Origin of the sequence: Cryobacterium sp. TMT2-14 (assembly GCF_004402465.1) — a bacterium.
In the GTDB taxonomy this organism is placed as follows: domain Bacteria; phylum Actinomycetota; class Actinomycetes; order Actinomycetales; family Microbacteriaceae; genus Cryobacterium; species Cryobacterium sandaracinum.
Map to the genome: position 1 here is coordinate 12,064 of NZ_SOFV01000034.1, position 20,365 is coordinate 32,428.

General features: G+C 67.9%; 20 protein-coding genes and 2 pseudogenes. 16 read left to right on the top strand and 6 right to left on the bottom strand.

The window, feature by feature from the left end; genetic code table 11:
- Positions 1-21: 21 nt before the first annotated feature.
- Positions 22-912: a LysR family transcriptional regulator gene (locus E3O28_RS12010; protein ID WP_104099734.1), complete on the bottom strand. Its 891-nt coding sequence runs from the start codon at positions 910-912 to the stop codon at positions 22-24.
- Positions 913-1,030: 118 nt separating this feature from the next.
- On the opposite strand from E3O28_RS12010, the gene alsS reads away from it, so the two are divergent.
- From alsS to E3O28_RS12025, 3 genes and pseudogenes are all read left to right on the top strand, one after another.
- A complete protein-coding gene (gene alsS, locus E3O28_RS12015; RefSeq protein ID WP_104099778.1) occupies positions 1,031-2,773 on the top strand; it encodes an acetolactate synthase AlsS in 1,743 nt (580 codons plus the stop codon).
- Positions 2,770-3,501, top strand: a complete 732-nt coding sequence (budA, locus tag E3O28_RS12020) for an acetolactate decarboxylase (RefSeq protein WP_104099735.1) — start codon at positions 2,770-2,772, stop codon at positions 3,499-3,501. The genes alsS and budA overlap by 4 nt, the downstream gene beginning before the upstream one ends.
- Positions 3,502-3,905: 404 nt before the next feature.
- Positions 3,906-4,067, top strand: a pseudogene (locus tag E3O28_RS12025) (PhnA domain-containing protein); the annotation flags it as partial.
- Positions 4,068-4,075: 8 nt separating this feature from the next.
- Here the strand turns inward: E3O28_RS12025 and E3O28_RS12030 are convergent.
- Positions 4,076-4,624: a hypothetical protein gene (locus E3O28_RS12030; RefSeq protein ID WP_104099736.1), complete on the bottom strand. Its 549-nt coding sequence runs from the start codon at positions 4,622-4,624 to the stop codon at positions 4,076-4,078.
- A 46-nt stretch (positions 4,625-4,670) separates the two neighbouring features.
- Here E3O28_RS12030 and E3O28_RS12035 point away from each other — a divergent pair.
- The 10 genes and pseudogenes from E3O28_RS12035 to E3O28_RS12075 all read left to right on the top strand — a co-directional run bounded on the left by E3O28_RS12035 (position 4,671) and on the right by E3O28_RS12075 (position 12,262).
- Positions 4,671-6,011 (top strand): annotated as a pseudogene (locus E3O28_RS12035) (AMP-binding protein).
- A gap of 108 nt (positions 6,012-6,119) precedes the next feature.
- Positions 6,120-6,233, top strand: coding sequence for a hypothetical protein (locus E3O28_RS17350; protein WP_338145489.1), 114 nt, complete (start codon positions 6,120-6,122; stop codon positions 6,231-6,233).
- Between the two features lie 129 nt (positions 6,234-6,362).
- Positions 6,363-7,046: a thiamine pyrophosphate-dependent enzyme gene (locus E3O28_RS12040; protein ID WP_241973118.1), complete on the top strand. Its 684-nt coding sequence runs from the start codon at positions 6,363-6,365 to the stop codon at positions 7,044-7,046.
- Between the two features lie 13 nt (positions 7,047-7,059).
- Positions 7,060-7,857, top strand: coding sequence for a transketolase C-terminal domain-containing protein (locus E3O28_RS12045; RefSeq protein WP_134416168.1), 798 nt, complete (start codon positions 7,060-7,062; stop codon positions 7,855-7,857).
- The gene (locus tag E3O28_RS12050; RefSeq protein WP_134416170.1) at positions 7,850-8,983 is read left to right on the top strand and encodes an E3 binding domain-containing protein; all 1,134 of its coding nucleotides are present in this window, start codon (positions 7,850-7,852) and stop codon (positions 8,981-8,983) included. The genes E3O28_RS12045 and E3O28_RS12050 overlap by 8 nt, the downstream gene beginning before the upstream one ends.
- Positions 8,980-9,231, top strand: coding sequence for an acyl carrier protein (locus E3O28_RS12055; RefSeq protein WP_104099739.1), 252 nt, complete (start codon positions 8,980-8,982; stop codon positions 9,229-9,231). The genes E3O28_RS12050 and E3O28_RS12055 overlap by 4 nt, the downstream gene beginning before the upstream one ends.
- A 105-nt stretch (positions 9,232-9,336) precedes the next feature.
- Entirely contained in the window at positions 9,337-10,275 is a 939-nt protein-coding gene (locus E3O28_RS16605; protein WP_104194766.1) for a sigma-70 family RNA polymerase sigma factor, read from the top strand.
- A gap of 196 nt (positions 10,276-10,471) precedes the next feature.
- Entirely contained in the window at positions 10,472-11,365 is an 894-nt protein-coding gene (locus tag E3O28_RS12065; protein WP_104099740.1) for a D-hexose-6-phosphate mutarotase, read from the top strand.
- A 114-nt stretch (positions 11,366-11,479) separates the two neighbouring features.
- Positions 11,480-11,920: an Asp23/Gls24 family envelope stress response protein gene (locus E3O28_RS12070; protein WP_104099741.1), complete on the top strand. Its 441-nt coding sequence runs from the start codon at positions 11,480-11,482 to the stop codon at positions 11,918-11,920.
- A 75-nt stretch (positions 11,921-11,995) separates the two neighbouring features.
- Positions 11,996-12,262 (top strand): GlsB/YeaQ/YmgE family stress response membrane protein, encoded by a 267-nt coding sequence (locus tag E3O28_RS12075; RefSeq protein ID WP_104099742.1) that lies wholly within the window; start codon positions 11,996-11,998, stop codon positions 12,260-12,262.
- Between the two features lie 129 nt (positions 12,263-12,391).
- Here E3O28_RS12075 and E3O28_RS12080 read toward each other — a convergent pair whose 3' ends face one another.
- Positions 12,392-12,913, bottom strand: coding sequence for a DinB family protein (locus tag E3O28_RS12080; protein ID WP_104099743.1), 522 nt, complete (start codon positions 12,911-12,913; stop codon positions 12,392-12,394).
- Positions 12,914-13,031: 118 nt separating this feature from the next.
- Between E3O28_RS12080 and E3O28_RS12085 the strand changes: the two genes are divergently transcribed.
- Both E3O28_RS12085 and E3O28_RS12090 read left to right on the top strand, forming a co-directional pair.
- Complete coding sequence (locus E3O28_RS12085; RefSeq protein WP_104099744.1) at positions 13,032-13,442, top strand: DUF4383 domain-containing protein; 411 nt, start codon at positions 13,032-13,034, stop codon at positions 13,440-13,442.
- A 36-nt stretch (positions 13,443-13,478) separates the two neighbouring features.
- Complete coding sequence (locus tag E3O28_RS12090; protein WP_104099745.1) at positions 13,479-14,060, top strand: hypothetical protein; 582 nt, start codon at positions 13,479-13,481, stop codon at positions 14,058-14,060.
- Positions 14,061-14,112: 52 nt separating this feature from the next.
- Here E3O28_RS12090 and E3O28_RS12095 read toward each other — a convergent pair whose 3' ends face one another.
- Both E3O28_RS12095 and E3O28_RS12105 read right to left on the bottom strand, forming a co-directional pair.
- Complete coding sequence (locus E3O28_RS12095; protein ID WP_166784813.1) at positions 14,113-15,462, bottom strand: serine hydrolase domain-containing protein; 1,350 nt, start codon at positions 15,460-15,462, stop codon at positions 14,113-14,115.
- A gap of 286 nt (positions 15,463-15,748) precedes the next feature.
- The gene (locus tag E3O28_RS12105; RefSeq protein ID WP_134342711.1) at positions 15,749-17,062 is read right to left on the bottom strand and encodes an AAA family ATPase; all 1,314 of its coding nucleotides are present in this window, start codon (positions 17,060-17,062) and stop codon (positions 15,749-15,751) included.
- Positions 17,063-17,173: 111 nt separating this feature from the next.
- Between E3O28_RS12105 and E3O28_RS12110 the strand changes: the two genes are divergently transcribed.
- Positions 17,174-18,217 carry a hypothetical protein gene (locus tag E3O28_RS12110; protein WP_134416172.1) on the top strand — a complete coding sequence of 348 codons (1,044 nt, stop codon included), beginning with the start codon at positions 17,174-17,176 and terminating at the stop codon, positions 18,215-18,217.
- A 33-nt stretch (positions 18,218-18,250) separates the two neighbouring features.
- Here E3O28_RS12110 and E3O28_RS12115 read toward each other — a convergent pair whose 3' ends face one another.
- A complete protein-coding gene (locus E3O28_RS12115) occupies positions 18,251-20,257 on the bottom strand; it encodes a cytochrome c oxidase assembly protein (RefSeq protein WP_174721902.1) in 2,007 nt (668 codons plus the stop codon).
- Between the last annotated feature and the right edge of the window lie 108 nt (positions 20,258-20,365).

Here is a 20,365-nt window from a genome sequence, read left to right on the forward strand (position 1 = left end):
CCCTGTCGGCCCCGCCTCGCATCAGCCGCGCGCCTCGTCGGCGACGAGCGCGAGCTCCACGAACGCGCGCACGGCAGCCGACGCGCGCCGCTTGCGCGAGGCCGCCAGGTACACCGTGAAATCGGGCAGATTCGCCACGGGAAGCCGGTGCACGTCGAGCGCGTCGTGGGCGGTGAATTCGGGCAACAGGGCCACTCCGAGGCCGTTGGTCACGTATTCGGCGGCCGTTCCGATATCGGAGACCTCGATCATCACCCGCCGCTCGAGGCCGGCAGCGGTGAAGGCATCGTCCACGATCTGACGGCTGGCGTAGCCGGGCGGCAGATCGATGAACTCCTCCGGCACGAGGTCGCCCAGGCCCACGGCCGACGCGGAGGCGAGCCGGTGGCCTTTCGGCACCACCAGCACCATCGGCGACGAAGCGATCGGCACGGCTGAGAGCGCCGTCGGCGCCGGGCCGCTGAGGGCGAGGAAGGCCAGGTCGAGTTCGCCCGAGACGAGCTCGTCGACCAGCCCGGCCGACCCCCGCCGGGCCGCGCGCAGCCGCACGCCGACGCCCGGATGGCCGGCGCGGAAGAGACCGAGCAGCCGAGGCACATTGACGAGCGTGACCGAGGTCATCAGCCCGATCACGATGGACCCGGTGATGGCGCGGGTGGTGTCCTGGGCGGCGTCGCGCACCTCGTTCACGGCGTCGAGGGCGTCGCGCACCTTCGGAAGCAGCAGTTCGCCAGTCGTAGTGAGCCTGATCTGGCGGCGGCTGCGATCGAACAGTTCGACGCCCAATTCGCTTTCGAGCGATCGAATGCCGGCCGAGACGGCTGACTGGGCGATGGTGAGCCGGTCCCCAGCGCGCGTGAAGCTCAACTCACCGGCGACGGCGCTGAAGAATTCGAGCTGTCTCAATTCCATGGGCCTAAGCATCTCATTTTCAGATCGTTTGCATCGCTACTCGGCGTTGCTTGTTATTGAATGTGCAGCGACGATGGAGGGGAGGCCGATTCAGAACGGCGATCCGGGAGGCATCACAATGACCACTACTTCACCGCTCCAGAGCGACGACGACACAACCGAGACCACGCTCGTGCGCTCTGACGCCGGCACCCCCGCTCCGTCCACCCGCTCCGCCGAACGCGTGGTGGAATGCCTGAAGGCATACGGCGTGCAGTGGGTCTTCGGCGTTCCCGGCGCCAAGATCGACCCGGTCTATGACGCTCTCATCGACGACGGACCCGAGGTGATCGTGGTGCGTCACGAGCAGAATGCGGCCTTCATGGCCGCGGCCGTCGGGCGTCTGAGCGGCCAGCCGGGCGTCGTCCTGGTGACGAGCGGCCCAGGCACCTCCAACCTCGCGACGGGCCTGCTGACGGCGACGACCGAAGGCGACCCGGTGGTCGCCCTCTGCGGCGCGGTTCCGCGCGCAGACCGGTTGAAGCGTACCCACCAGACAATGGATGCCGTGGGCATGCTGTCCGCCGTGACCAAGTCCGCCGGCGAGGTGAGTGTCGCCGACAACGTGCCGGAAGCAATCGCGAACGCGTTCCGCGAGGCAACCCAGGAGCCCAAGGGCGCCGCCGCGGTTGTTCTCCCCTACGACGTGCTCACGGACTCGACGACCGTGTCGATGACGCATCCGCACTGGGTGCCGCAGCTGGGCGCCGCACCCTCCAAGAGCGTGCAGCGCGCTGCCGCCCTGCTGAAGGATGCGCAGTTCCCGGTCATCCTCGCCGGCGCGCGGTCCGGCTCGGACCAGGCCGTCGCGGCGCTGCACCGCCTGCTGGGCGTCGCCGGACTGCCCGTCGTTGAGACGTTCCAGGCCGCGGGAGTCATCTCGCACGAGCTCGAAGAGCATTACCTCGGACGCGTGGGCCTGTTCCGCAACCAGCCCGGGGACATCCTTCTGCACAAGGCCGACGTGATCCTGACCGTTGGCTACGACTTCGTCGAGTACGAACCGTCGAAGTGGAACAAAGACCACCTGCGCGTGATCATCCACCTGGACGAACTCTCCGCCGACCTCGACGACTACTACCGCCCCACGCTCGAACTGCGCGGCGACGTCGCCGAGACCCTCGACGCCCTCGCCCGCCAGATCAACGGGCTGTCGATGCCGGTCGCCGCCGCGGCCGAGGTAGCCGAGCAGCGCGCCCGCCTCGCGCACGCCGACCAGCCCACCGGTCGCCGGGACGAGTCCGAGGGCGTGCACCCGGCCGACCTCACCCTGATGATGCGCGAACTGCTCCCGGATGACACGACGGTGCTCTGCGACGTGGGCTCCCACTACATCTACATGGCCCGGCACTTCCGCACCTACCACCCGCGCACCCTGCTGTTCTCGAACGGCCAGCAGACCCTGGGCGTGGCCCTGCCCTGGGCGATCGCCGCGACCCTGGTGCGCCCGGGCACACCAGTCGTGTCCGTGTCGGGCGACGGCGGTTTTCTCTACTCCGCCATGGAGCTGGAGACGGCCGTGCGGCTCGGCTCGACGTTCACCCACATCATTTTCAACGACGGCACCTACGACATGGTGGCGTTCCAGCAGATGGGCAAATACGGGCGCACCTCCGGCGTGCAGCTGGGCGATTACGACGCCGTCGCCTATGCCGAATCATTCGGCGCCCACGGCCACCGGGTAACGCACCTCGACGACTTCGCCGGCATCCTGGCGCAGGCCCTTGCCGAACCCGGCCCGAGCATCATCGACGTGCACGTCGACTACCGCAACAATAGAGATGACCTGATGGCCGATCTGGAAAGCGATGTGCTGCAATGAGCAAATTCACTGTCACCCGACACGAAATTTTCCAGACGAGCCTGATGAGCGCGCTGCTCGACGGCGTCTACGAAGACGAGATGACCGTGCGCGACCTGCTCGGCCGGGGCAGTTTCGGACTCGGCACGTTCAACGGACTGGACGGTGAAATGCTGATCATCGACGGCATCTGCTACCAGCTGCGGGCCGACGGCGGGGTGTCGAAGGCCGACCTGGGCGCGCACACGCCCTACGCCGTCGTCACGAATTTCGTGCCTCATATCGAGAGCCAATTGCCGAAGAACATCGTGCGCGCGGAGGCGTCGACGTTCATCGACAAGCTGACGGCGTCGCAGAACTACATGTACGCCCTGCGCATCGACGGCGACTTCGAGTGGATCCGGATGCGCACGGTCGTCAAGCAGGAGAAGCCCTACCGCCCCATGGTGGAGGCAACCGACGAGGACGCGATCATTGAGTTGCACGACGTCTCGGGCGTCGTGGCGGGCTTCCGCACCCCGCTCTACGAGCAGGGGATCGGCGTGCCCGGCTGCCACACGCATTTCCTGACCGACGACCGCACGGCCGGCGGCCACGTGCTCGACTTCAAGCTGCGCTCCGGCACCGCTGCCCTGTGCCTCGGCACCGACCTGCGCTTGCAGCTGCCGCTGACGGATGCCTTCAAGAACGCCAACCTGTCCCCCGACGACCTCGAGTGGCAGATCCAGAAGACCGAAATGCACCGGTAGCCGAGCGATCCGAATCGGTTGGTTGTGTCGCTCTCGAAAGATCACAGCTCAGCGCACCGAGTGAATGCTGCTCATCACAGGTGACTCCCTGCCCGGCGTCCAGCCAATTCGACGGAGATTCTGGTGCAAATCGGCTTCTTCTCAGGATTTACGGCCATTTTTGGGCAAAATCTCGGCTCTCCGTCGAATTCGTCCGGGGTACGGGGTGGAGCGGCTGATGGAGGTGCGAAGCGCGCACGCGCTGCCGCTCATCCGGCGCGCGTTGTGGCCAATTCAGGAGATCCGTCCGGCCGGGCCGAACATCCGCCCCGGTTCCGCACTGGTCCGTGGCGGCCGATGGACTTGGCTGGCGGATGTCCTGAGTTGGCCACAGGTGTCGGCTCGGCCAGGCCTAACCCACGCATGAGGGCAGCGCGACCGCCATCACGGTGAGCGCGAAGGTGCGGGGTATCCGTCTGCTGGATGGCGTGGGCGACCACGACATCGACTGCAAGCTGGACGGATTCGGCTCAATGCGGCTGAAGTCCAGCGTGGTGAAGAAGGTCCAGCCCCGAACCGCCCGCTAAGGGGACCGTCAGCGTCCGGAATCCAGCCCTGCCCGACGGTTCGACATCAGCGCCGCCAGATCGGTGTTCACCAGAACCCGCACCCGTTCCGCCCGCCGCTGCGCGTAGTCGGGCTCCCGGCGGTCGACAACCTGTTCGACCAGCCGGGCGGCGAGCGCGGCGCCGATTTCCTCGCTGGCGTCCGTGCGGGCCCGCTTAAGCAGGTCGGCGACCTGCTCGTCGTCGGCGGCCACGGCCCGTAGGGCACCGGCGAGCTTCAGGTGCACACTCCGTCGCAAGGCCAGCTGGCGCACGTGGAGCCTGTCATCGTCGGTGATCTCGAATGCGCTCCGCTGCCGGCCCAGGACTTTCCGCTGCCGGCCGACACGCTCGGCATCTTCCTCGTTCTGCGTCGCCAGCCGGACCAATTCGGAGCGGACGGCCGCGGTGTAATCGGCATCGGCGAAGTCGCGGTGCTCACGCAGCGCCCCCACGATGATGTGGTTCTTCACGGCCATGCGCGCCGCGGAGAGCCCGATGAGAACGCCCTCGTCGACAATCCGCTCAAAGGAGGCCATGGCGATACCCTACGCCCCACGCGCCCACGGGGGTCTCATGGGCTGCATGACGGCAGGAACCGAAGCCTCGACACGCTGGCCCACCATCCCCAAGAATGTTCGCGCCCTCACGGTGCCGCCCAACCTCGTCAACTATGACGAGACCTGCGCTGCCTTCACCTGGGACGAGGCCCGCCACGCTCTTTCGGGGCTGCCCGGCGATCGGGGGCTCAACATCGCCTACGAGGCGGTTGACCGGCATGCCGCCGGTGCCAGGGCCGCTCACGAGGCCCTGTGCTTCGTGCGCGGCGACGGCACGACCCACTCCCTGAGCTATGCAGAGCTCGCCGAGCAGACCGGCCGCTTCGCCAGCGTGCTGCGGGGCCTAGGCATCGGGCGGGGCGACCGGGTCTTCTCCCTCCTCGGTCGCGTTCCCGCGCTCTACGTCGCGGTGCTCGGCACGTTCAAGAATGCCAGTGTCTTCTGCCCGCTGTTCTCCGCCTTCGGGCCGGAGCCGGTACGCCGACGGCTCCAGCTCGGCGGCGGCCGGGCCCTGGTCACAACGCGGGCGCTGTACCGCAAGAAGGTGGCGCCGATCCGGGTCCAGCTGCCGGACCCGCGACACGTGTTGCTGGTCGACGCCGACGGCCATCCGGACCCGGGCACGCTCGATCTGGCGGCCCTGCTGCGGGAGACCCCGCCCTACATCGAGATCGCCGCCACCCAGAGCTAGGACATGGCTCTGCTGCACTTCACGAGCGGCACCACCAGCACCCCGAAGGGTGCCATCCACGTTCACGACGCCGTGACCGCGCACTACGCGACCGGCCGGTTCGCCCTCGACCTGCACCCCGGTGATGTCTACTGGTGTACCGCCGACCCCGACTGGGTCACGGGCACCTCCCACGGCATCATCGCTCCGCTGGTGCACGGCGTGACCGCCATCGTCGACGAGGAGGAGCTGGACGCGGACCGGTGGTTCCGGGTGCTCGCCGAGCAGCGCGTGACCGTCTGGTACACGGCGCCGACCGCCCTGCGAATGCTTCTGAAAGCCGGCTCAGACCGGGCCGCCGGCCACGACCTGTCCACGCTGAGGTTCGTGGCCAGCGTGGGTGAGCCGCTCAACCCGGAGGTCGTGGTGTGGGGCCAGGAGACGTTCGGGCAACCCGTGCACGACAACTGGTGGCAGACCGAGACCGGCGGGATCATGATCGCGAACTACGCGGCCACGCCCATCCGCCCCGGCTCGATGGGGCGGCCTTTGCCCGGCGTCGAGGCAGCGCTGGTCGTGCTGGTGACCGAACTGGATGCCCTGGGCGAGCTGGCACTGCGGCCCGGCTGGCCGTCGATGTTCCGCGGGTATCTGGGTGAGGAGGAACGTTACCGACGAACTTTCGCCGGCGGCTAGTACCTCACCGGCGACCTCGCCCGACGGGATTCCGACGAGTACTTTTGGTTTGTCGGCCGCTGAGACGACCTCATCAAGTCGTCCGGGCACCTGATCGGGCCCTTCGAGATGGAGAGCTCGCTGATGGAGCACGAGGCGGTGGCGGAGGCCGGCGTGATCGGCATCCCGGATCCGGTTGACGGCGAGGTGGTCAAGGCCTTCGTGGAACTAAAGACAGGGTGAGAGCCCAGCGAGGCCCTTTAGCTGAACATTATCGGCTTCGCCCGCGGCCTGCTGCACCAGATGCTGCGGGTGCGGCGGTTCGAGGAGAAGTGCGCCGAGCTGTACAGCGCCGCATAGATCCGCGGGTTCATGCACGTCTGCATCGGCGAAGAGGCGGTGGCAGCCGGCGTTCTGGTGACGCTCGAACCGGAGGACGCCGTCGTGGCGACCAACCGCGAACACGGCCACGCGCTGCTGCGAGGGGTCGCCGCCGGCGCAATTCTGGCCGAGATGTACGGATTCGAACAGGGATGCTGCCGGGGCCGCAGCGGGTCCATGCACCTTTTCGACGCGGCCACCCGGTTCTTCGGGGGCAACGCCATCGTCGCCGGCGGTCTTCCTCTCGCCATCGGTCTGGCTCTGGCCGACAAGATGGCGGGCCGTTCCCGCGTCACCGCCTGCTTCTTCGGCGAGGGCGCCGTCGAGGAAGCCACTCGGCGCGCCGTCGCCGCCGTGAGAGCCGGCGCCGGACCGCACTTCCTCGAGCTCCGCACGTACCGCTTCCGGGCGCACTCGATGATCGACCCTGAGCGCTACCGCGAGAAGGCCGAGGTGGCCCAGTGGCTGGAGCGCGACCCGATCGACCTGCTGCGCGCCGCGCTGGAGGCCGCCGGCGAGCTCCCCGAGCGCATGTGGGCCGACCTGCAGGCATCCGTGGACACCGAGGTGCAGGCCGCCGTCGACTTCGCCGAGGCAGGCACCGCGGAATCGGTCGAAAACCTCACCCGCCACGTGTATACCGAGAGAGACGTCACCGAGCAGGAACGATCATGAAACGGATGCCGAGATGAAAACCACCTATCGCGAGGCCATGCGGGCGGCCATCCGGGAGGCGATGGCGCGCGATGACCGGGTGTTCATGATTGGGGAAGACGTCGGGGCCCACGGCGGATGCTTCGCGGTGAGCCTGGGTCTGCTCGAGGAATTCAGGCCCGAACGCATCCGGGACACCCCGCTTTCGGAAACCGGGTTCGTGGGGGCCGGGATCGACGCGGCCCTGGGCGGGATGCGCCCGATCGTCGAGATCATGACCGTCAACCCCAGTCTGCTCGCCCTCGGCCAGATCATGAACAACGCGGCGACCCTGTCCTACATGTCGGGCGGGCAGTCCAGTGTGCCCGTGGTGATCCGCATGACCACCGGCGCCGGGCGCCAGCTGGCCGCCCAACACTCGCACGGCCTCGAGGGCTGGTACGCACACATCCCGGGCCTGCGTATCCTCACCCCGTCGTCCCTGGCCGACGCCCACGGGGTGCTGTGGAGCGCCCTGCAAGACCCTGACCCGGTGCTGATCTTCGAGCATGGTTCGCTCTACAACACTGCCGGCGAGCTCGACGATGACGCCGGCGCGGTCGACATCGACACCGCGGTCGTGATCGACGAAGGTTGGCGCAGCGGCAGCATCTCGTCCGAGATCAGCGCACGCATCACCGAAACAGCCTTCTTCGACCTGGATTCTCCGGTCGGCCGGGTCTGCAGCGCCGAGGTGCCGCTGCCCTACGCCCGGCACCTGGAGCAGGCCGCCCCGCCGTCGACCGCACGCGTCATCGCCGCCGCCCGGGAGGCGGTGGGCACCCGTGGGTGAGTTCCGGATGCCGGCGCTCGGCGCGGACATGGAGCAGGGCAGGGTGGTGGAGTGGCTGGTCAAGCCGGGCGACTACGTGCATCGCGGCGACATGGTCGCCGTCGTCGACACCGAGAAGGCGGACATCGACGCGGAGTCGTTCGAGGAGGGCGTGGTCGCCGAGCTGCTCGTCGAGGTCGGCACGACCGTTCCGGTCGGCGCACTACTCGCCCGGATCATCCAGACCCCGGCGGCCGAGGTCGAGCCCACGGTGCCGACCACGTCCGCGCCGGCCCCGGCGCTCGCCCGGGCGGTCCCGGTGCCGGGCTTCGTGTCTCCCCCTATGCGCCAGCTTGCACACCGGCTCGGCGTCGACACCGACGCGTTGCACGGAACCGGGAAGCACGGCGCCCTCACCCGGGCCGACGTTGAGCAGGCCGCAGCCGCGCTGTCGACCGCCGAACAACCGTCTGCCCCGGCAGTAACCCCGCTGACGGTCCGCCGGGTGCGGTCCTCCCCGCTCGCGCGGCGCGTCGCCAAGAGTCTCGGCGTGGACCTGGCAGTCGTGCCGGGCACCGGCGCCGGGGGCGCCGTCACCGAGGCCGACGTGCGCAACGTCACCACCGCGCCACCCGTCGCAGAGCCGGCCGCCGCACCAGTGATCGCACCAACCGCCGGGCCAACCGCCGCTCCAACGGATGCCGCCGAGCGGGCCGCGGGCCTGCTCCGCGCCATCGGGTCGCTGATGGCGCGCTCGAAGAAGACCATCCCGCACTACTACCTGAGCACCACCCTGGATTTGCGGGCGGCACTGGCCTGGATGGAGCAGTACAACTCCGCCCGCCCGATCGCTGAGCGGCTCGTGCCGGCCGCCCTGCTCCCGAAGGCCTCCGCGCTGGCCGCCAGGGACGTCCCCGAGGTCAACGGCTTCTTCACCGAGGGTTCCTTCCAACCGAGCGCCGCAGTGCACCTGAGCGTAGCCGTGGCAGTGCGCCGGGGTGGCCTGGTTGCCCCCGCGCCGCACGACGCGGACACCCTGCCGCTGGAGGTGCTGATGAAACAGCTGCGGGACCTGGTGAGCCGGGCGCGCGGCGGGCGATTCCTCGCCCGGATCAACGAACTGTTGCAGAACCCGGAGGAGCTATGACCGAACAGACCGAACAGGAGGCCCGAGCGGCAGTGTATGCGGCCATCCGCCAGGTGGCGCCGGATGTCGACACCGACGATCTCGACGAGGGCGCGCGATTGCGCCAGGATCTGGAACTCGACTCGCTGGACTTCTTGCGGCTGATAAAGACGATCCACGAGGCGACAGGCGTTGACATCCCCGAGCGCGACTACGCGGTTGTCACAACGGTGCGAGTCCTGATCACCTATGTCGCCCTGCACGGTTGATTCAGTTCTCGAGCATTATTCGGTTTCTTCCCGGCCGAGTCAAGGCCCTCGACGCAGTCCCGCCCAGGATATGTACTGATGTTCCAGCCCGAACTGGAGGAACCCATGACCATTACCGCACATGCATCATCCGTTGCCACGTATAACCGTGCAGCGACGGACGCGTTCGGCGACTACCTGAGAAAAATTGGCAGCGTTTCGCTCCTCACCGCCGAGGACGAGGTCGACCTGGCCAGACGCATCGAAGTCGGCCTGTTCGCCGAGCAACGCAGCGAGCAGGGCGAAATTGAACCCTCTCTCCTCCGCGAGCTGGCCTGGCTTGCCCATGACGGCCGCCGCGCGAAGAACCACTTCATCGAAGCGAATCTGCGCCTGGTGGTCAGCATCGCCAAGCACTACTCCGGACGCGGAATGCCCATCATGGACCTCGTGCAGGACGGCAACATCGGCCTCGTCCGCGCCGTCGAAAAATACGACTTCATGACCGGCTACAAATTCTCCACCTACGCCACCTGGTGGATCCGCCAAGCCATCCACCGCGGCATGGCCGACAAATCCCGCATGATCCGCATCCCCGTGCACACCGCGGAGAAGCTCAACAAGATCAAGCGCATCCGCCGAGACCTCACCAGCACCCTCGACCGCGAACCCACCGTGGCGGAGCTCTCCGAGGCCTCGCAGATCCTGCCGGCCGATGTGATGCGCCTGCTGCGCTATGACAACGAGCCGATGTCCCTGCAGTCGCCGGTGGGCGATGGTCTCGGCGACATCTCCGAGCTGATCATCGACGACGACCTCCCCCAGCCCGAGGAGCATGCCGTGCTCACCATGCGGGCTTCGGACATCGTTTTCTACATGAGTGCCCTGCCGCCGCGGGAGCGGTCGATCCTGATGTCCCGGTTCGGTCTCGACGGGGGCGCGCCCCAGACGCTGGACCAGATCGCCGTCGTTCAGGGCGTGACCCGGGAACGGGTGCGCCAGATCGAGAAGCGCGCACTGGCCCTGCTGAAGGTGCCGTGCCTGGAACAGTACCTGCGCGATTGACCGCCTCTGGGCGGGGACCCGACCGGCTGACGCAGCGGCCGACGCGACTCGAGAAGTCACGTCAGCCGCTGTGGTCACTCCCCCTGCTCATCCATGGCGCCCAGTGGTTCCGGTCGAAGGCGATTTCACTGACCCGGCCCAGCGGCGCGTCGATCGGCATTAGGCGCTCGGTCGCGGGAAGCACGAAAATGGGCTCATGTCCTCCGTAAGCGCTGCACCCAGGTCTCTGCCCGCATCCGTTCGAATCGGAGAGGGCCGCGGTGGCCTCACCGTGGTGAGAGTGGTCGGTCGCGCCGGCTCCGCCGAAATCTACCTGCACGGCGCGCACGTCACCGACTTCACCCCGGCCGGCGGCCGGCCGGTGCTTTTCCTGAGCGACCTGAGCCGGTTCGAGGCCACCGCCGCGATCCGCGGCGGCGTGCCGATCTGCTTCCCCTGGTTCGGTGCGAATGCGCTCGATCCGGCCGCGCCGTCGCACGGTTTCGCCCGCCTGATCGAGTGGGAGCTCGTGGACGCCCACGAATCCGACGACGACGTCGTGCTCACCTTCAGCCTCACCGACACTCCCGCCACACGCACCTCGGCTTGGCCCCACCGTTTCGAGGCCCGCTACACGGTCACCGTCGGCGCCCGCCTGACCCTCGCCCTCCGGGTGACCAACCGGGAGACGGATGCGCTCAGCTACGAAGAAGCGCTGCACACCTATCTGCGAGTGAGCAATGTGCGCGGCACGACGGTCTCGGGGCTGCAGGGCACTGCGTTCCTGAACCAGCTGACCGCTCTGACCGAGCCCGCGGAGAACAATCCCCTGGGCTTCGGCACCGAGACGGACCGCCTCTATCTGGGCAGCCGCGGCAGCGCCACCGTCGCCGACCCGGACGGCCGCACCGTCACGATCGAATCCGACGGATCCGACAGCACCGTGGTCTGGAACCCCTGGGCCGACAAGGCCGCCCGGATGAGCGACTTCGGCGACGACGAGTGGCCCGGCATGGTCTGCGTGGAAACCGCGAACGTGCGCCGGGACCAGGTACGTCTGGACGCTGGCCAGAGCCACACGACGACCGTCGAGTTCGCGGTTTCGGCCTGAGAATCGACCTTCGGGACTGCCCCGCAAAAACTTTCTTTCGGCGCTAGCGTGACGAATTCCCGTCGACCCACGTCATACTAGTGTCGCCCGGCTCGTGCCACGCGCCGCGACAGATTGGAGCTTGCCATCGTTGTACAGACGACCTCCGCACGACCAGCCGTCCCCCCAACCGGACCAGGGACGACTGTCATCGCCGATGGCGTCGTCGCGAAGGTAGCCGGCATCGCCGCACGCGAGGTGCCGGGCGTTCACGCGCTCGGCGGAAGCGCGGCCCGGGCTCTCGGCGCCATCCGGGAAGCCCTCAGCGTCGCCGACCTCTCCCCCGGGGTGAGCGTCACCACCGAGGGCGCCGCGGCATCCATCGCGATCTCCATCGTCGTCGAGTACCCGCACGAACTGCAAAAGGTCGCGGGCGCAGTGCGCAACGCGGTCGAGACGGCGATCGAGACAATCGTCGGCATGCAGGTCACCTCGGTCGATGTGACCGTCAAGGACGTGCACCAGGCGTCAGATGACACGGTCGCGGACGTCGACGAGGCAGACACCCCGGACTAGTCCGGCTCTTTTCCCCACTTCACCAGAACTGACCTTCATCAGTTCGCAAACAACAGAGAGACGCAAGGACAAATTATGGGCTTCATCGGATTCCTTATTCTCGGACTCATCGCCGGCGCAATCGCCAAGGCAATCCTGCCGGGCAACCAGGGCGGCGGCTGGGTCATCACCCTCATCCTCGGCGTGCTCGGCGCGTTCCTCGGTGGTTTCCTCGGCTCGGTCATCTTCGGCACGGGTCTGGAGAACTTCTTCGACATCTCGACCTGGCTTCTCGCCATCGCCGGCTCCGTCATCGTTCTCGTGATCTACGGCGCACTCACGGGGCGTCGCCGCCGGGCCTAAGTCACGGCAGCGCGACAAGCGCGAACGAACGGGCGCACTATTAGGGGGTGCTCCGGTTCGTTCGCGCTTATTTTTTGTTGATTCGTGCCTGCTGGCGTCCGATTGCCGGCATTCTGCGTGCCGGTGGCGTCAGCCGCCGGCGACGTCGTGCAGGTGGTGCACCGGATCGTGCACAAAATATTGCCCCATCGTGGTGACGGTGAACCGGGCACCGTCGCTGCGGCGACCGGTTCGGCCGTGGTCTGCGGGCGAAACGGCGGCGAAAGAGCCGGCGACGGATGCCGCGGCTTCGGCGAGTTCGCGGGCCACGACCGCCGGCTCCTGCTCGTTATAGCGCTCCATCACCGCGGTGGCGTCCTGGTCCCAGTTCGGGAAAGCCGGGTCGTCCTCGGCGAGCATGAGGGTGAGACGCTCGTCGAAGATGCGGAACACGTCGCGAACATGGGCCGCGTATTCCAGGGCAGACCAGGTCTGCTCGTCGGGGCGCGACGCGACATCCGTTCGCTGCAGCACCGGCTGCCAGCGGGCCGCGTTCTCGCGCACCAGCCGCGGAATGTGCGCGAAATCGACGTCGGCGGCGGAGAAACCGCACTCCGGGCAGGGGCGCTCCAGCACCCAGGTCCAATCTTTTGTATCCGCGCTGATTCCCATCCGGTGATCCTATCCGGTGGTCACGGCTACGCACCGGTGTCCGGCCAAACCGAACCGTCGTTGATTCCGAACAATGGGCGAGCACGGATGCACCGTGACATCTACTGGAGGTCTTCTCATGCGTACATCCCCCAACCGCATCATTGCCACTGTTTTCGGTGCCGTCTACGTTCTGGTCGGCGTGCTCGGTTTCTTCGTGACCGGCGGCGTCGACTTCTTCGCCACCGATGGCGGCCTGCTTCTCGGCATCTTCGCGGTCAACCCTCTCCACAACACGGCCCACCTCCTGATCGGCGCAGCACTGTTGATCGCCGGCCTGGCCACGGCCCCCGCCGCAAAGGCCGTCAACACCACGGTCGGTGCGGTGTACCTGCTCCTCGGAATTGTCGGTTTCTTCATCGCCGACACCGCGCTCAACATCCTCGCCCTCAACACGGCCGACCACTTCCTACATCTGACCAGCGCCATCGTGCTGCTTGGAGCCGGTCTCGCAGCCGACAAGACGGTACCGCGCACGGTCACCGTCTAGCCCACGCGCGCCACCCACACCGCGGACAGGAATCCCATGACGCAGATCACGCGCCTCTGGATCGCTTTCGCCGCCCTCGGGGCAGGGATTATTCACCTGGCCGTGGGCGCCGGCGCTCCAGCCCTGCTCGCCGTCACCTTCGTCGGGCTCGGCGTCGCCGAGCTCTGCTGGGGTGTGGCGACGCTCGTGCGAGGAAGGCATCTTTGGCCGAACCAGGCCCTCGTCGCCGCCCTTCTCCCTGGCGTCATTTGGGCTGCAATGGTGGCGCTCCGCAGCACCTCGGCGGTGCCGGCCGACGCCACAGTGCTGCCGGTCTTCCCGATGACCATCGCCACCCTGTTCGGCGTGTTCGTGGCCGTCTCCCTTGCCCTCACCCGGCGGCGTGCCAGATGCCGGACGGCGGCATCCGACACCCCTGCCGGGGTGACCGGGGCGACCGAACCCGCACCGCAGGGCTGGCGTTTCCTGGCCGCGCTGACGCTCGGCGGCCTGCTGGTTTCCGGCCTGACCACTCCGGCCCTGGCCGCGACGGATGCCGGCACTCAGGCGGTCCCGCACGGGTCCCACGGTCACTCGGGCCCCGCCGTTCTGCCCGACGCACCGCACTCCCACCACTGACCGGCTGCGGGCCAAAGATAATTCCCGGGTCTCGCTGGACCCGGCAGCCCTTCTAGTCCGGCTGCTGCGATCCGCAGACGGCGACAGCCCGGATTTCGCCGGCGACTTGGTTTTCGGTCCAGGGCAGGTTCAGCTGGGGTGCCGGCACCTCTCCGGACGCGGGCGCAGCGCCGGCGACCGCGGCAAGTCGGCGGGCGACCGCCTCGGCGAACCCGCGGCCGGAGGTCGAATTATTGAAGGAGACCACTACCGTGAGTCCGCTGACCGGGTCGGCCATCGCCGCCGAAATGAAACCGGGGATCTCCCCGGACTGACCGAGCAGCGGGCCGAACCGCTCGACCCCGAGGCCGTGTTGATGCCAGGAGAGGGCTCCGGCACCCGGCAGAACCGGCGCCCACTGCGCATCCGTCGATGTTTTCGACAGGAGGGTCCCCGCGGCCAGCGCCTGCGCCCAGATCTTCAGGTCGTCGAGGTTCGAGACCGCCCCCGCCGCCACTCCGCCCACCGAGGGCGACAGCTGCGTTACATCGAGCACGCTCCCACAGCGGGCCCTGCCGACCGGATCAAGGGCCGCGGCATAGCCGCGGGGACTCGGCCCCGGGATCGCAAGCTCGCCCGGCGATGGCAGGCTGGTGTTCGTCATGCCCAGCGGTTCGAACACGTAGTGCCGGTAGAGCCACGGCCAGTCGCGTCGGGTTGCCTGCTGCAGGGCGAGACCGAGCAGCACGACCCCGGTATCCGACGCGGACCAGGTTCCGCCGGGCAGCGCCACCCGAGGTGCGCCCGTGCCGCTCGCGATGACTTCACGTGTCGACCATTTGCGACTGGGGTTGGCCATAATCTGCGGAGCCATCAGGGAGGCGTGATCGGCCAGGCCGGACGTGTTGCGGCAAAGCTGCCCGAGGGTGATTTTGTCCAGCCCCACCACCCGGGGCACGTAGTCGGACACCGGATCCTCCAAGCGCACCCGCCCCTCCTCGACGAGCCGGAGCAGCACCGTGCAGGTCAGCGCCGTCGTGTTGGTGCCGATCCGGAATCGCATCTCCGGGGTGAGGGCACCCGGTGTCGTCCTCGAGACGGACCCGGGCGACGCGACCCAGGTGCCGGCCCACGGCGCCCAGACACCGGCAATGGCCCCCGAGGAACCGGACAGGGTCTTCGCCTCGGCGAGCACGTCATCCAGCCGGGACGTGACCTCGGACGAGAACGGGGCCGCCGCCTGCGCGCGGGCCTCCGGGGACGCATCCGTCGCCGCGGTGCACGCCGTCAGCACGAGGGCGGCACTCACGACGAGAGCCGGCACGCGGTGGTGGCGTGTGTGGGGGCTCGCGTGACGAGGTGCGGAGCCGGCTGGTACAAGGCCGGCTGCGGCTTGGCTGATCGGTGCCTGTCCGAGCTTCATCGCCTGACCCCCGTCGCGTCGCGGCCCACACAGGAGCGCCCCTGCACGACGGAGTGTACCCACGCCGCCGTCCGGCCGCACCGTATTGCTGCCGGCGGCCCCTCGGCTCTCGCTCTTGCCCCTACTGCCGCCCTCGTCCCTAACAAATTCGACGGAGATTTTGGGCTAGAGACTCTAGTTTTGGGCTGTTCTGCACCGTTTTCGGCAAAATCTCCGTCGAATTGGTGCGTAGGCAGCGGCGAGAGAGGCAGCCGCGAGAAGGGCAGCCGCGGCGGTAAACACGGGGCTAGTCGGCGGGGGTGACCGGGCAGGGGGTCTCGGTAGCGCGCGGGCCGCGCATGAACCGCTGCACGTTCTCGTCCACGATCATGTCGCTCGGGCGCAGCGGACGGGTCAGATAAAGGCCGTCCAGGCTGGTCAGCCGGCTGAGGGCCACATAGGTCTGGCCGGGGCTGAACACGCGCGCGCCGAGGTCGACGACCGCGCGTTCATAGGTGGCGCCCTGCGATTTGTGGATGGTGACCGCCCACGCCAGCCGCAACGGGAACTGCGTGAACTCGGCGACGACGTCTTTGCGCAGCTTCTTCGTGGTCGGGTTGTAGGTGTACTTGAACTTCTCCCACACCGCCGGTTCGACCTCGTGCGTTTCGCCGTCGATGTCCACGTACACCGTCGAATCGACCCGAGTGACGGTGCCGATGCTGCCGTTCACCCAGCGCGGGCCGCCGTCCTGGTTGGAGTCGTTGCGCAGAAACATGACCTGCGCCCCGACCTTCAGCTCGAGCACCTCGTCGGCGGGGAATGTGCGCCCGCCGAAGTCGCCGGTGACGTCGGCCTTGGCGGTCAGCGCCTTGCCGGGGAGGCGTTTGAGAGCGGATGCGTTGATCCGGTTCACGGAATCGTTGCGGGTGGCCAGCGTGATCACGCCCTCCCTCGGCGGGGTGCGGGCGCCCGCGGCGTTGAGCGCGCCGCCGATCTCGGCCGTGACCTGCCCGTGCCGCACCGCGTTGAGCATGTGTTTGAAGTCGGCGTCGCGCTGCCGGTGCACCTCGGTGAGCTCGAAGATGCGCAGGTCGGCGACCTGCCAGACCTTCGCGTCGAAGAACCACATCGACCGGTAGGTGTCCGCGAAGTAGGCACGCTCGTCGGAATCCCCCGGCACCGGGGCCAGCTGGTACGGGTCGCCGAAGAGCACGATCTGCGCGCCGCCGAACGTGTCGTTCGGCCGTTGCCGCGCCTGACGCAGGCTGCGGTCGATCGCATCCATCAGGTCGGCGTTGACCATCGACACCTCGTCGATGACGACCGTGTCGATCGTGTTGAGCAGTTTGCGTACCTGGTCGGACTGGTCGATCGCGTTGTCGGCGATCACGCCGATCGGCAGGCGGAACAGGGAGTGGATGGTCTGGCCGCCCACGTTCAAGGCCGCCACCCCGGTGGGAGCGGCAATCACGATCTGCTTGCTCGTGTTCCAGGCGAGGTGATTGAGCAGCGTCGACTTGCCGGTGCCGGCGCGCCCGGTCACGAACACGTTCTGCCGGGTTCCCTCGATGGCCTCGAACACTTCGGCCTGCTCGCGCGACAGCGGAATCTCAGACACGGGGGCGCTTTCGATGGGGTGCGGACGGGACATACCACTGTATCCGGCCCGGCTGCACGAGTCGGCCCCGGTCTACGGGTTGGTGGAGAACCGGCCCCGTAGGATGTGGGGGTGAGCAACCGGGACGGCAGGCGCCGGCGTAACGAGCGGCGCGCCATCGTGGCCGTGGTCATCGTTGCCGCCCTCCTTGGCGCAGGCCTGGTCGCGACGATCGGGTCGCTCAACCGCGACCTCTACAGCGCCGGCAGCTTCGTGGGGCAGTATCTCGACGCCCTGGCCCGCAAAGACACCGCCAGTGCGCTGCTGCTTCCCGGGGTCAAACCCACGGCTGCGGAGCTCGAAGCGGCCGCGCTGCCGAAGGACCTGCCGGACACCCTGCTGCGGAACTCTGTGCTGGGGGAGCTCACCGACATCCGTCTGACCGCTGACGACGAGTCGGCCGACGGACGGCACACGGTCGACTACGAGTTCCGGCTGAACGGCACACCCGCGGCGATGACCTTCCAGGTGGAGAGCGCCGGCACGTTCTTCGGCGTTTTCGACAGCTGGCGCTTCACCACCAGCCCGCTGGCCGTGCTGCGAGTGAACGTGCTGCAGCAGGCCACGTTCTCGGTGAACAGGCTGACCCTCGACACGCGTGCGCACGCCGCCGATGGCGCGCCGGAAATGTTCTCGAACCAGGCGGCCTACCTGGCCTTCGCACCAGCCCTCTACTCGTTCGAGCACACCTCCACCCTGCTCGACGCGGCCTCGCAGACGGTGCCGGTCGTCGCGTCCGGGGTGACGGATGTCACGGTCGACGCCCAGCCCAACGCCCAATTCATCGGTCAGGTCCAGGCCGAGCTGGACCGTTTCCTCGACGATTGCACCACGCAACAGGTGTTGCAGCCCACGAACTGCCCATTCGGCATCGAGATCAACGACCGGGTGCGAGACGACCCGATCTGGTCGATCGCCCAGTATCCCCCAGTCACCCTCGTGGCCGGCGACTCCACCTTCGAGATGCCCGACACCGAGGGGCAGGCGCACATTGTGGTGGAGGTGCAGTCGCTTTTCGACGGCGATGTCGAGGTGCGGGATGAGGACGTGGCCTTTGCGGTCGCGATCAGCGTGACCGTGAACCCGGACGGGTCGCTCGCTCTCCAGCTGCGCTGACCGGCGGCGGCTGCCCTGCTGAACGCTTTCTTGCTACTCCGAGCGGTCGTGCGCGGCGAGGCGGGCCAGGCCAGCGTTGTACTGGAGCAGTTCGGCGTCGCCCGTGCGGGCGGCGTTTCGGTCCTTGCGGCGGGTTTCCTTCTCGTCGCTGCGGCTCCATTGGATGGCCACCGCAATGGCCAGGGCGATCGTTGGGATCTCGCCGACGCTCCAAGCGATGCCACCGCCCATCTGCTGGTCCTCGATGCCGCTGAGCCCCCAATCGCGCCCCATGGCCCCGTACCAGTCGGCGAGGAGCAGCCCGGTGCCCGTCATCATGGTGACACCGAAGAAGGCGTGGAAGGCCATCGTGCCCAGAAGAAGAAGCAGGCGGCCGGCGTAGGGCAGGCGGTAGGGCACCGGGTCGATGCCGATCAGCGACTGCACGAACAGGTAGCCGGTGATCAGGAAGTGCACGATCATCCACTCGTGGCCGATGTGGTCGGTCGTCGCCCAGCTGAATAGCGAGGAGTAATAGAACACCCAGAGTGAACCGGCGAAGAGCACGGCTGCGACCAGCGGATTGGCCAGGAACCCCGCGTACGCCGAGTGCACGGCCAACAGGATCCACTCGCGGGCGCCGCGGCTGCCATCCTGCCGCTTGCGGATGGCCCGGGCGGCGAGAGTGACCGGCGCCCCGGGCACCAGAAAGACGGGCACGAGCATGGTCAGGGCCATGTGCATGAGCATGTGGGAGGAGAAGAGGTACTTCGCGTAGAGGTTCGCGCCGCCGTTGGTGATGTAGAACAGGATCAGCATGCCGGTCACCCAGAGCACGGTGCGGAAGACGGGCCACTTATCGCCGCGGCGGGCCAGGCGGCGCACCCCGGCCACGTAGAAGAAGATGCCGAACGCGCAGAACAGCACCCAGGCCAGGTCGAAGTTCCACTCGGTGAAGTAGCGGCTGAAAGTGAGCGGCGGTGGCAGGAGCTCGCCGGTCAGGATCTGGGCGGGCGTCGAGGTGGGAATCTCGGTCGCCGTGATCTGCTCGACCGGCGTCGCGGTCTTGGCGAGGGCGGCGGCAGCCCCGGAGGCGAGCCCCATGAACGCCAGTTCCGTGACGATGAGCCACCAAAACCAGACGTTCCGGCGGGGTGCGGGGGTCTGGGCGTCTGCGGGGGTGCTCCGCAGCATCCGCCCGATCACGTACCGGCGTTGCAGCACGCCGAACACGCCGAGCACGGTGAGGGCGAAGACCTTGACCAGAACGAGGATGCCATAGGGCGAGAGCAGCCGGTCCCAGGCACCCAACCGCAGTTCGGCGCCGACGTAGCCGGACGCAGCGACGACGATGAAGGAAACGAGGGCGAGCGAGGAGTAGCGCGCGATGACCGGATCGAGGCGGCCGCCGGCCAACTGCTTGCGCAGCACGATGATGGTCAGCAGCCCGCCCAGCCAGACCGCGGCGAAGACCAGGTGCAGACCCAGGGCGGTGATGGCCACGTCGTGCCCCTCGGCGCCGGCCGCGTGCCCCTGTAGTGCAATCGGCACCAGGGCACCCACGGCGAGGACCGTGACGAAGACGAGCCCGGTCAGTGAACGCACCGCGAAACACAAGACGGTGACGAAGGCCGCGATCAGGGTGGTGATCAGCCAGGCCTGGCCGATCTCGATGTCGCTGAAGAACTGCCCGGCGGTGGCGCTGAACCGGTCATCGAAGCTGAGCGGAATGGTCGTCACCTGCAGGAAGGTGAAGAAACCGGTGAGGGCGGATGCCACGGTGAAGACGGCGGCGGACCCGGCGGCGAAATCGAGGGCCGCGTTGTATTCGGGTTCCCGAGGGCTCAGGGCGAAAAGGGTGAGCACGAGGGCGCCGATGGTGCCGGCGGCGCTGAGGTTGACGAGGAGCTTGGCCAGCGGGAGACCCCACCGCACGACTGGTCCCGGATCGGCCAGCAGTTGCGCCGAAGCGCCGCCACCGTAGGCTAGCGCGACGAGCGTCGCCAGCGTCGCGACCAGCAGAAGCACTGCCGGACCGGAGATACGCACGAGACGAGGCACTGACTCAGCCTAACCGTGCCCGGTGGACGCACGCTCCACGAGGCACGCTGACGTGTGACGTCACAGACGAAAGCAGGGCGCCGACCGAAGGCGACGCCCTGCTTTCTT

Excerpts from the sequence above, each read along its gene's own strand:
- E3O28_RS12010 (WP_104099734.1), bottom strand. The coding sequence starts at position 912 with ATGGAATTGAGACAGCTCGAATTCTTCAGCGCCGTCGCCGGTGAGTTG.
- alsS (WP_104099778.1), top strand. The coding sequence starts at position 1,031 with ATGACCACTACTTCACCGCTCCAGAGCGACGACGACACAACCGAGACC.
- budA (WP_104099735.1), top strand. The coding sequence starts at position 2,770 with ATGAGCAAATTCACTGTCACCCGACACGAAATTTTCCAGACGAGCCTG.
- E3O28_RS12030 (WP_104099736.1), bottom strand. The coding sequence starts at position 4,624 with ATGGCCTCCTTTGAGCGGATTGTCGACGAGGGCGTTCTCATCGGGCTC.
- E3O28_RS17350 (WP_338145489.1), top strand. The coding sequence starts at position 6,120 with ATGGAGAGCTCGCTGATGGAGCACGAGGCGGTGGCGGAGGCCGGCGTG.
- E3O28_RS12040 (WP_241973118.1), top strand. The coding sequence starts at position 6,363 with ATGCACGTCTGCATCGGCGAAGAGGCGGTGGCAGCCGGCGTTCTGGTG.
- E3O28_RS12045 (WP_134416168.1), top strand. The coding sequence starts at position 7,060 with ATGAAAACCACCTATCGCGAGGCCATGCGGGCGGCCATCCGGGAGGCG.
- E3O28_RS12055 (WP_104099739.1), top strand. The coding sequence starts at position 8,980 with ATGACCGAACAGACCGAACAGGAGGCCCGAGCGGCAGTGTATGCGGCC.
- E3O28_RS16605 (WP_104194766.1), top strand. The coding sequence starts at position 9,337 with ATGACCATTACCGCACATGCATCATCCGTTGCCACGTATAACCGTGCA.
- E3O28_RS12065 (WP_104099740.1), top strand. The coding sequence starts at position 10,472 with ATGTCCTCCGTAAGCGCTGCACCCAGGTCTCTGCCCGCATCCGTTCGA.
- E3O28_RS12075 (WP_104099742.1), top strand. The coding sequence starts at position 11,996 with ATGGGCTTCATCGGATTCCTTATTCTCGGACTCATCGCCGGCGCAATC.
- E3O28_RS12080 (WP_104099743.1), bottom strand. The coding sequence starts at position 12,913 with ATGGGAATCAGCGCGGATACAAAAGATTGGACCTGGGTGCTGGAGCGC.
- E3O28_RS12085 (WP_104099744.1), top strand. The coding sequence starts at position 13,032 with ATGCGTACATCCCCCAACCGCATCATTGCCACTGTTTTCGGTGCCGTC.
- E3O28_RS12090 (WP_104099745.1), top strand. The coding sequence starts at position 13,479 with ATGACGCAGATCACGCGCCTCTGGATCGCTTTCGCCGCCCTCGGGGCA.
- E3O28_RS12095 (WP_166784813.1), bottom strand. The coding sequence starts at position 15,462 with ATGAAGCTCGGACAGGCACCGATCAGCCAAGCCGCAGCCGGCCTTGTA.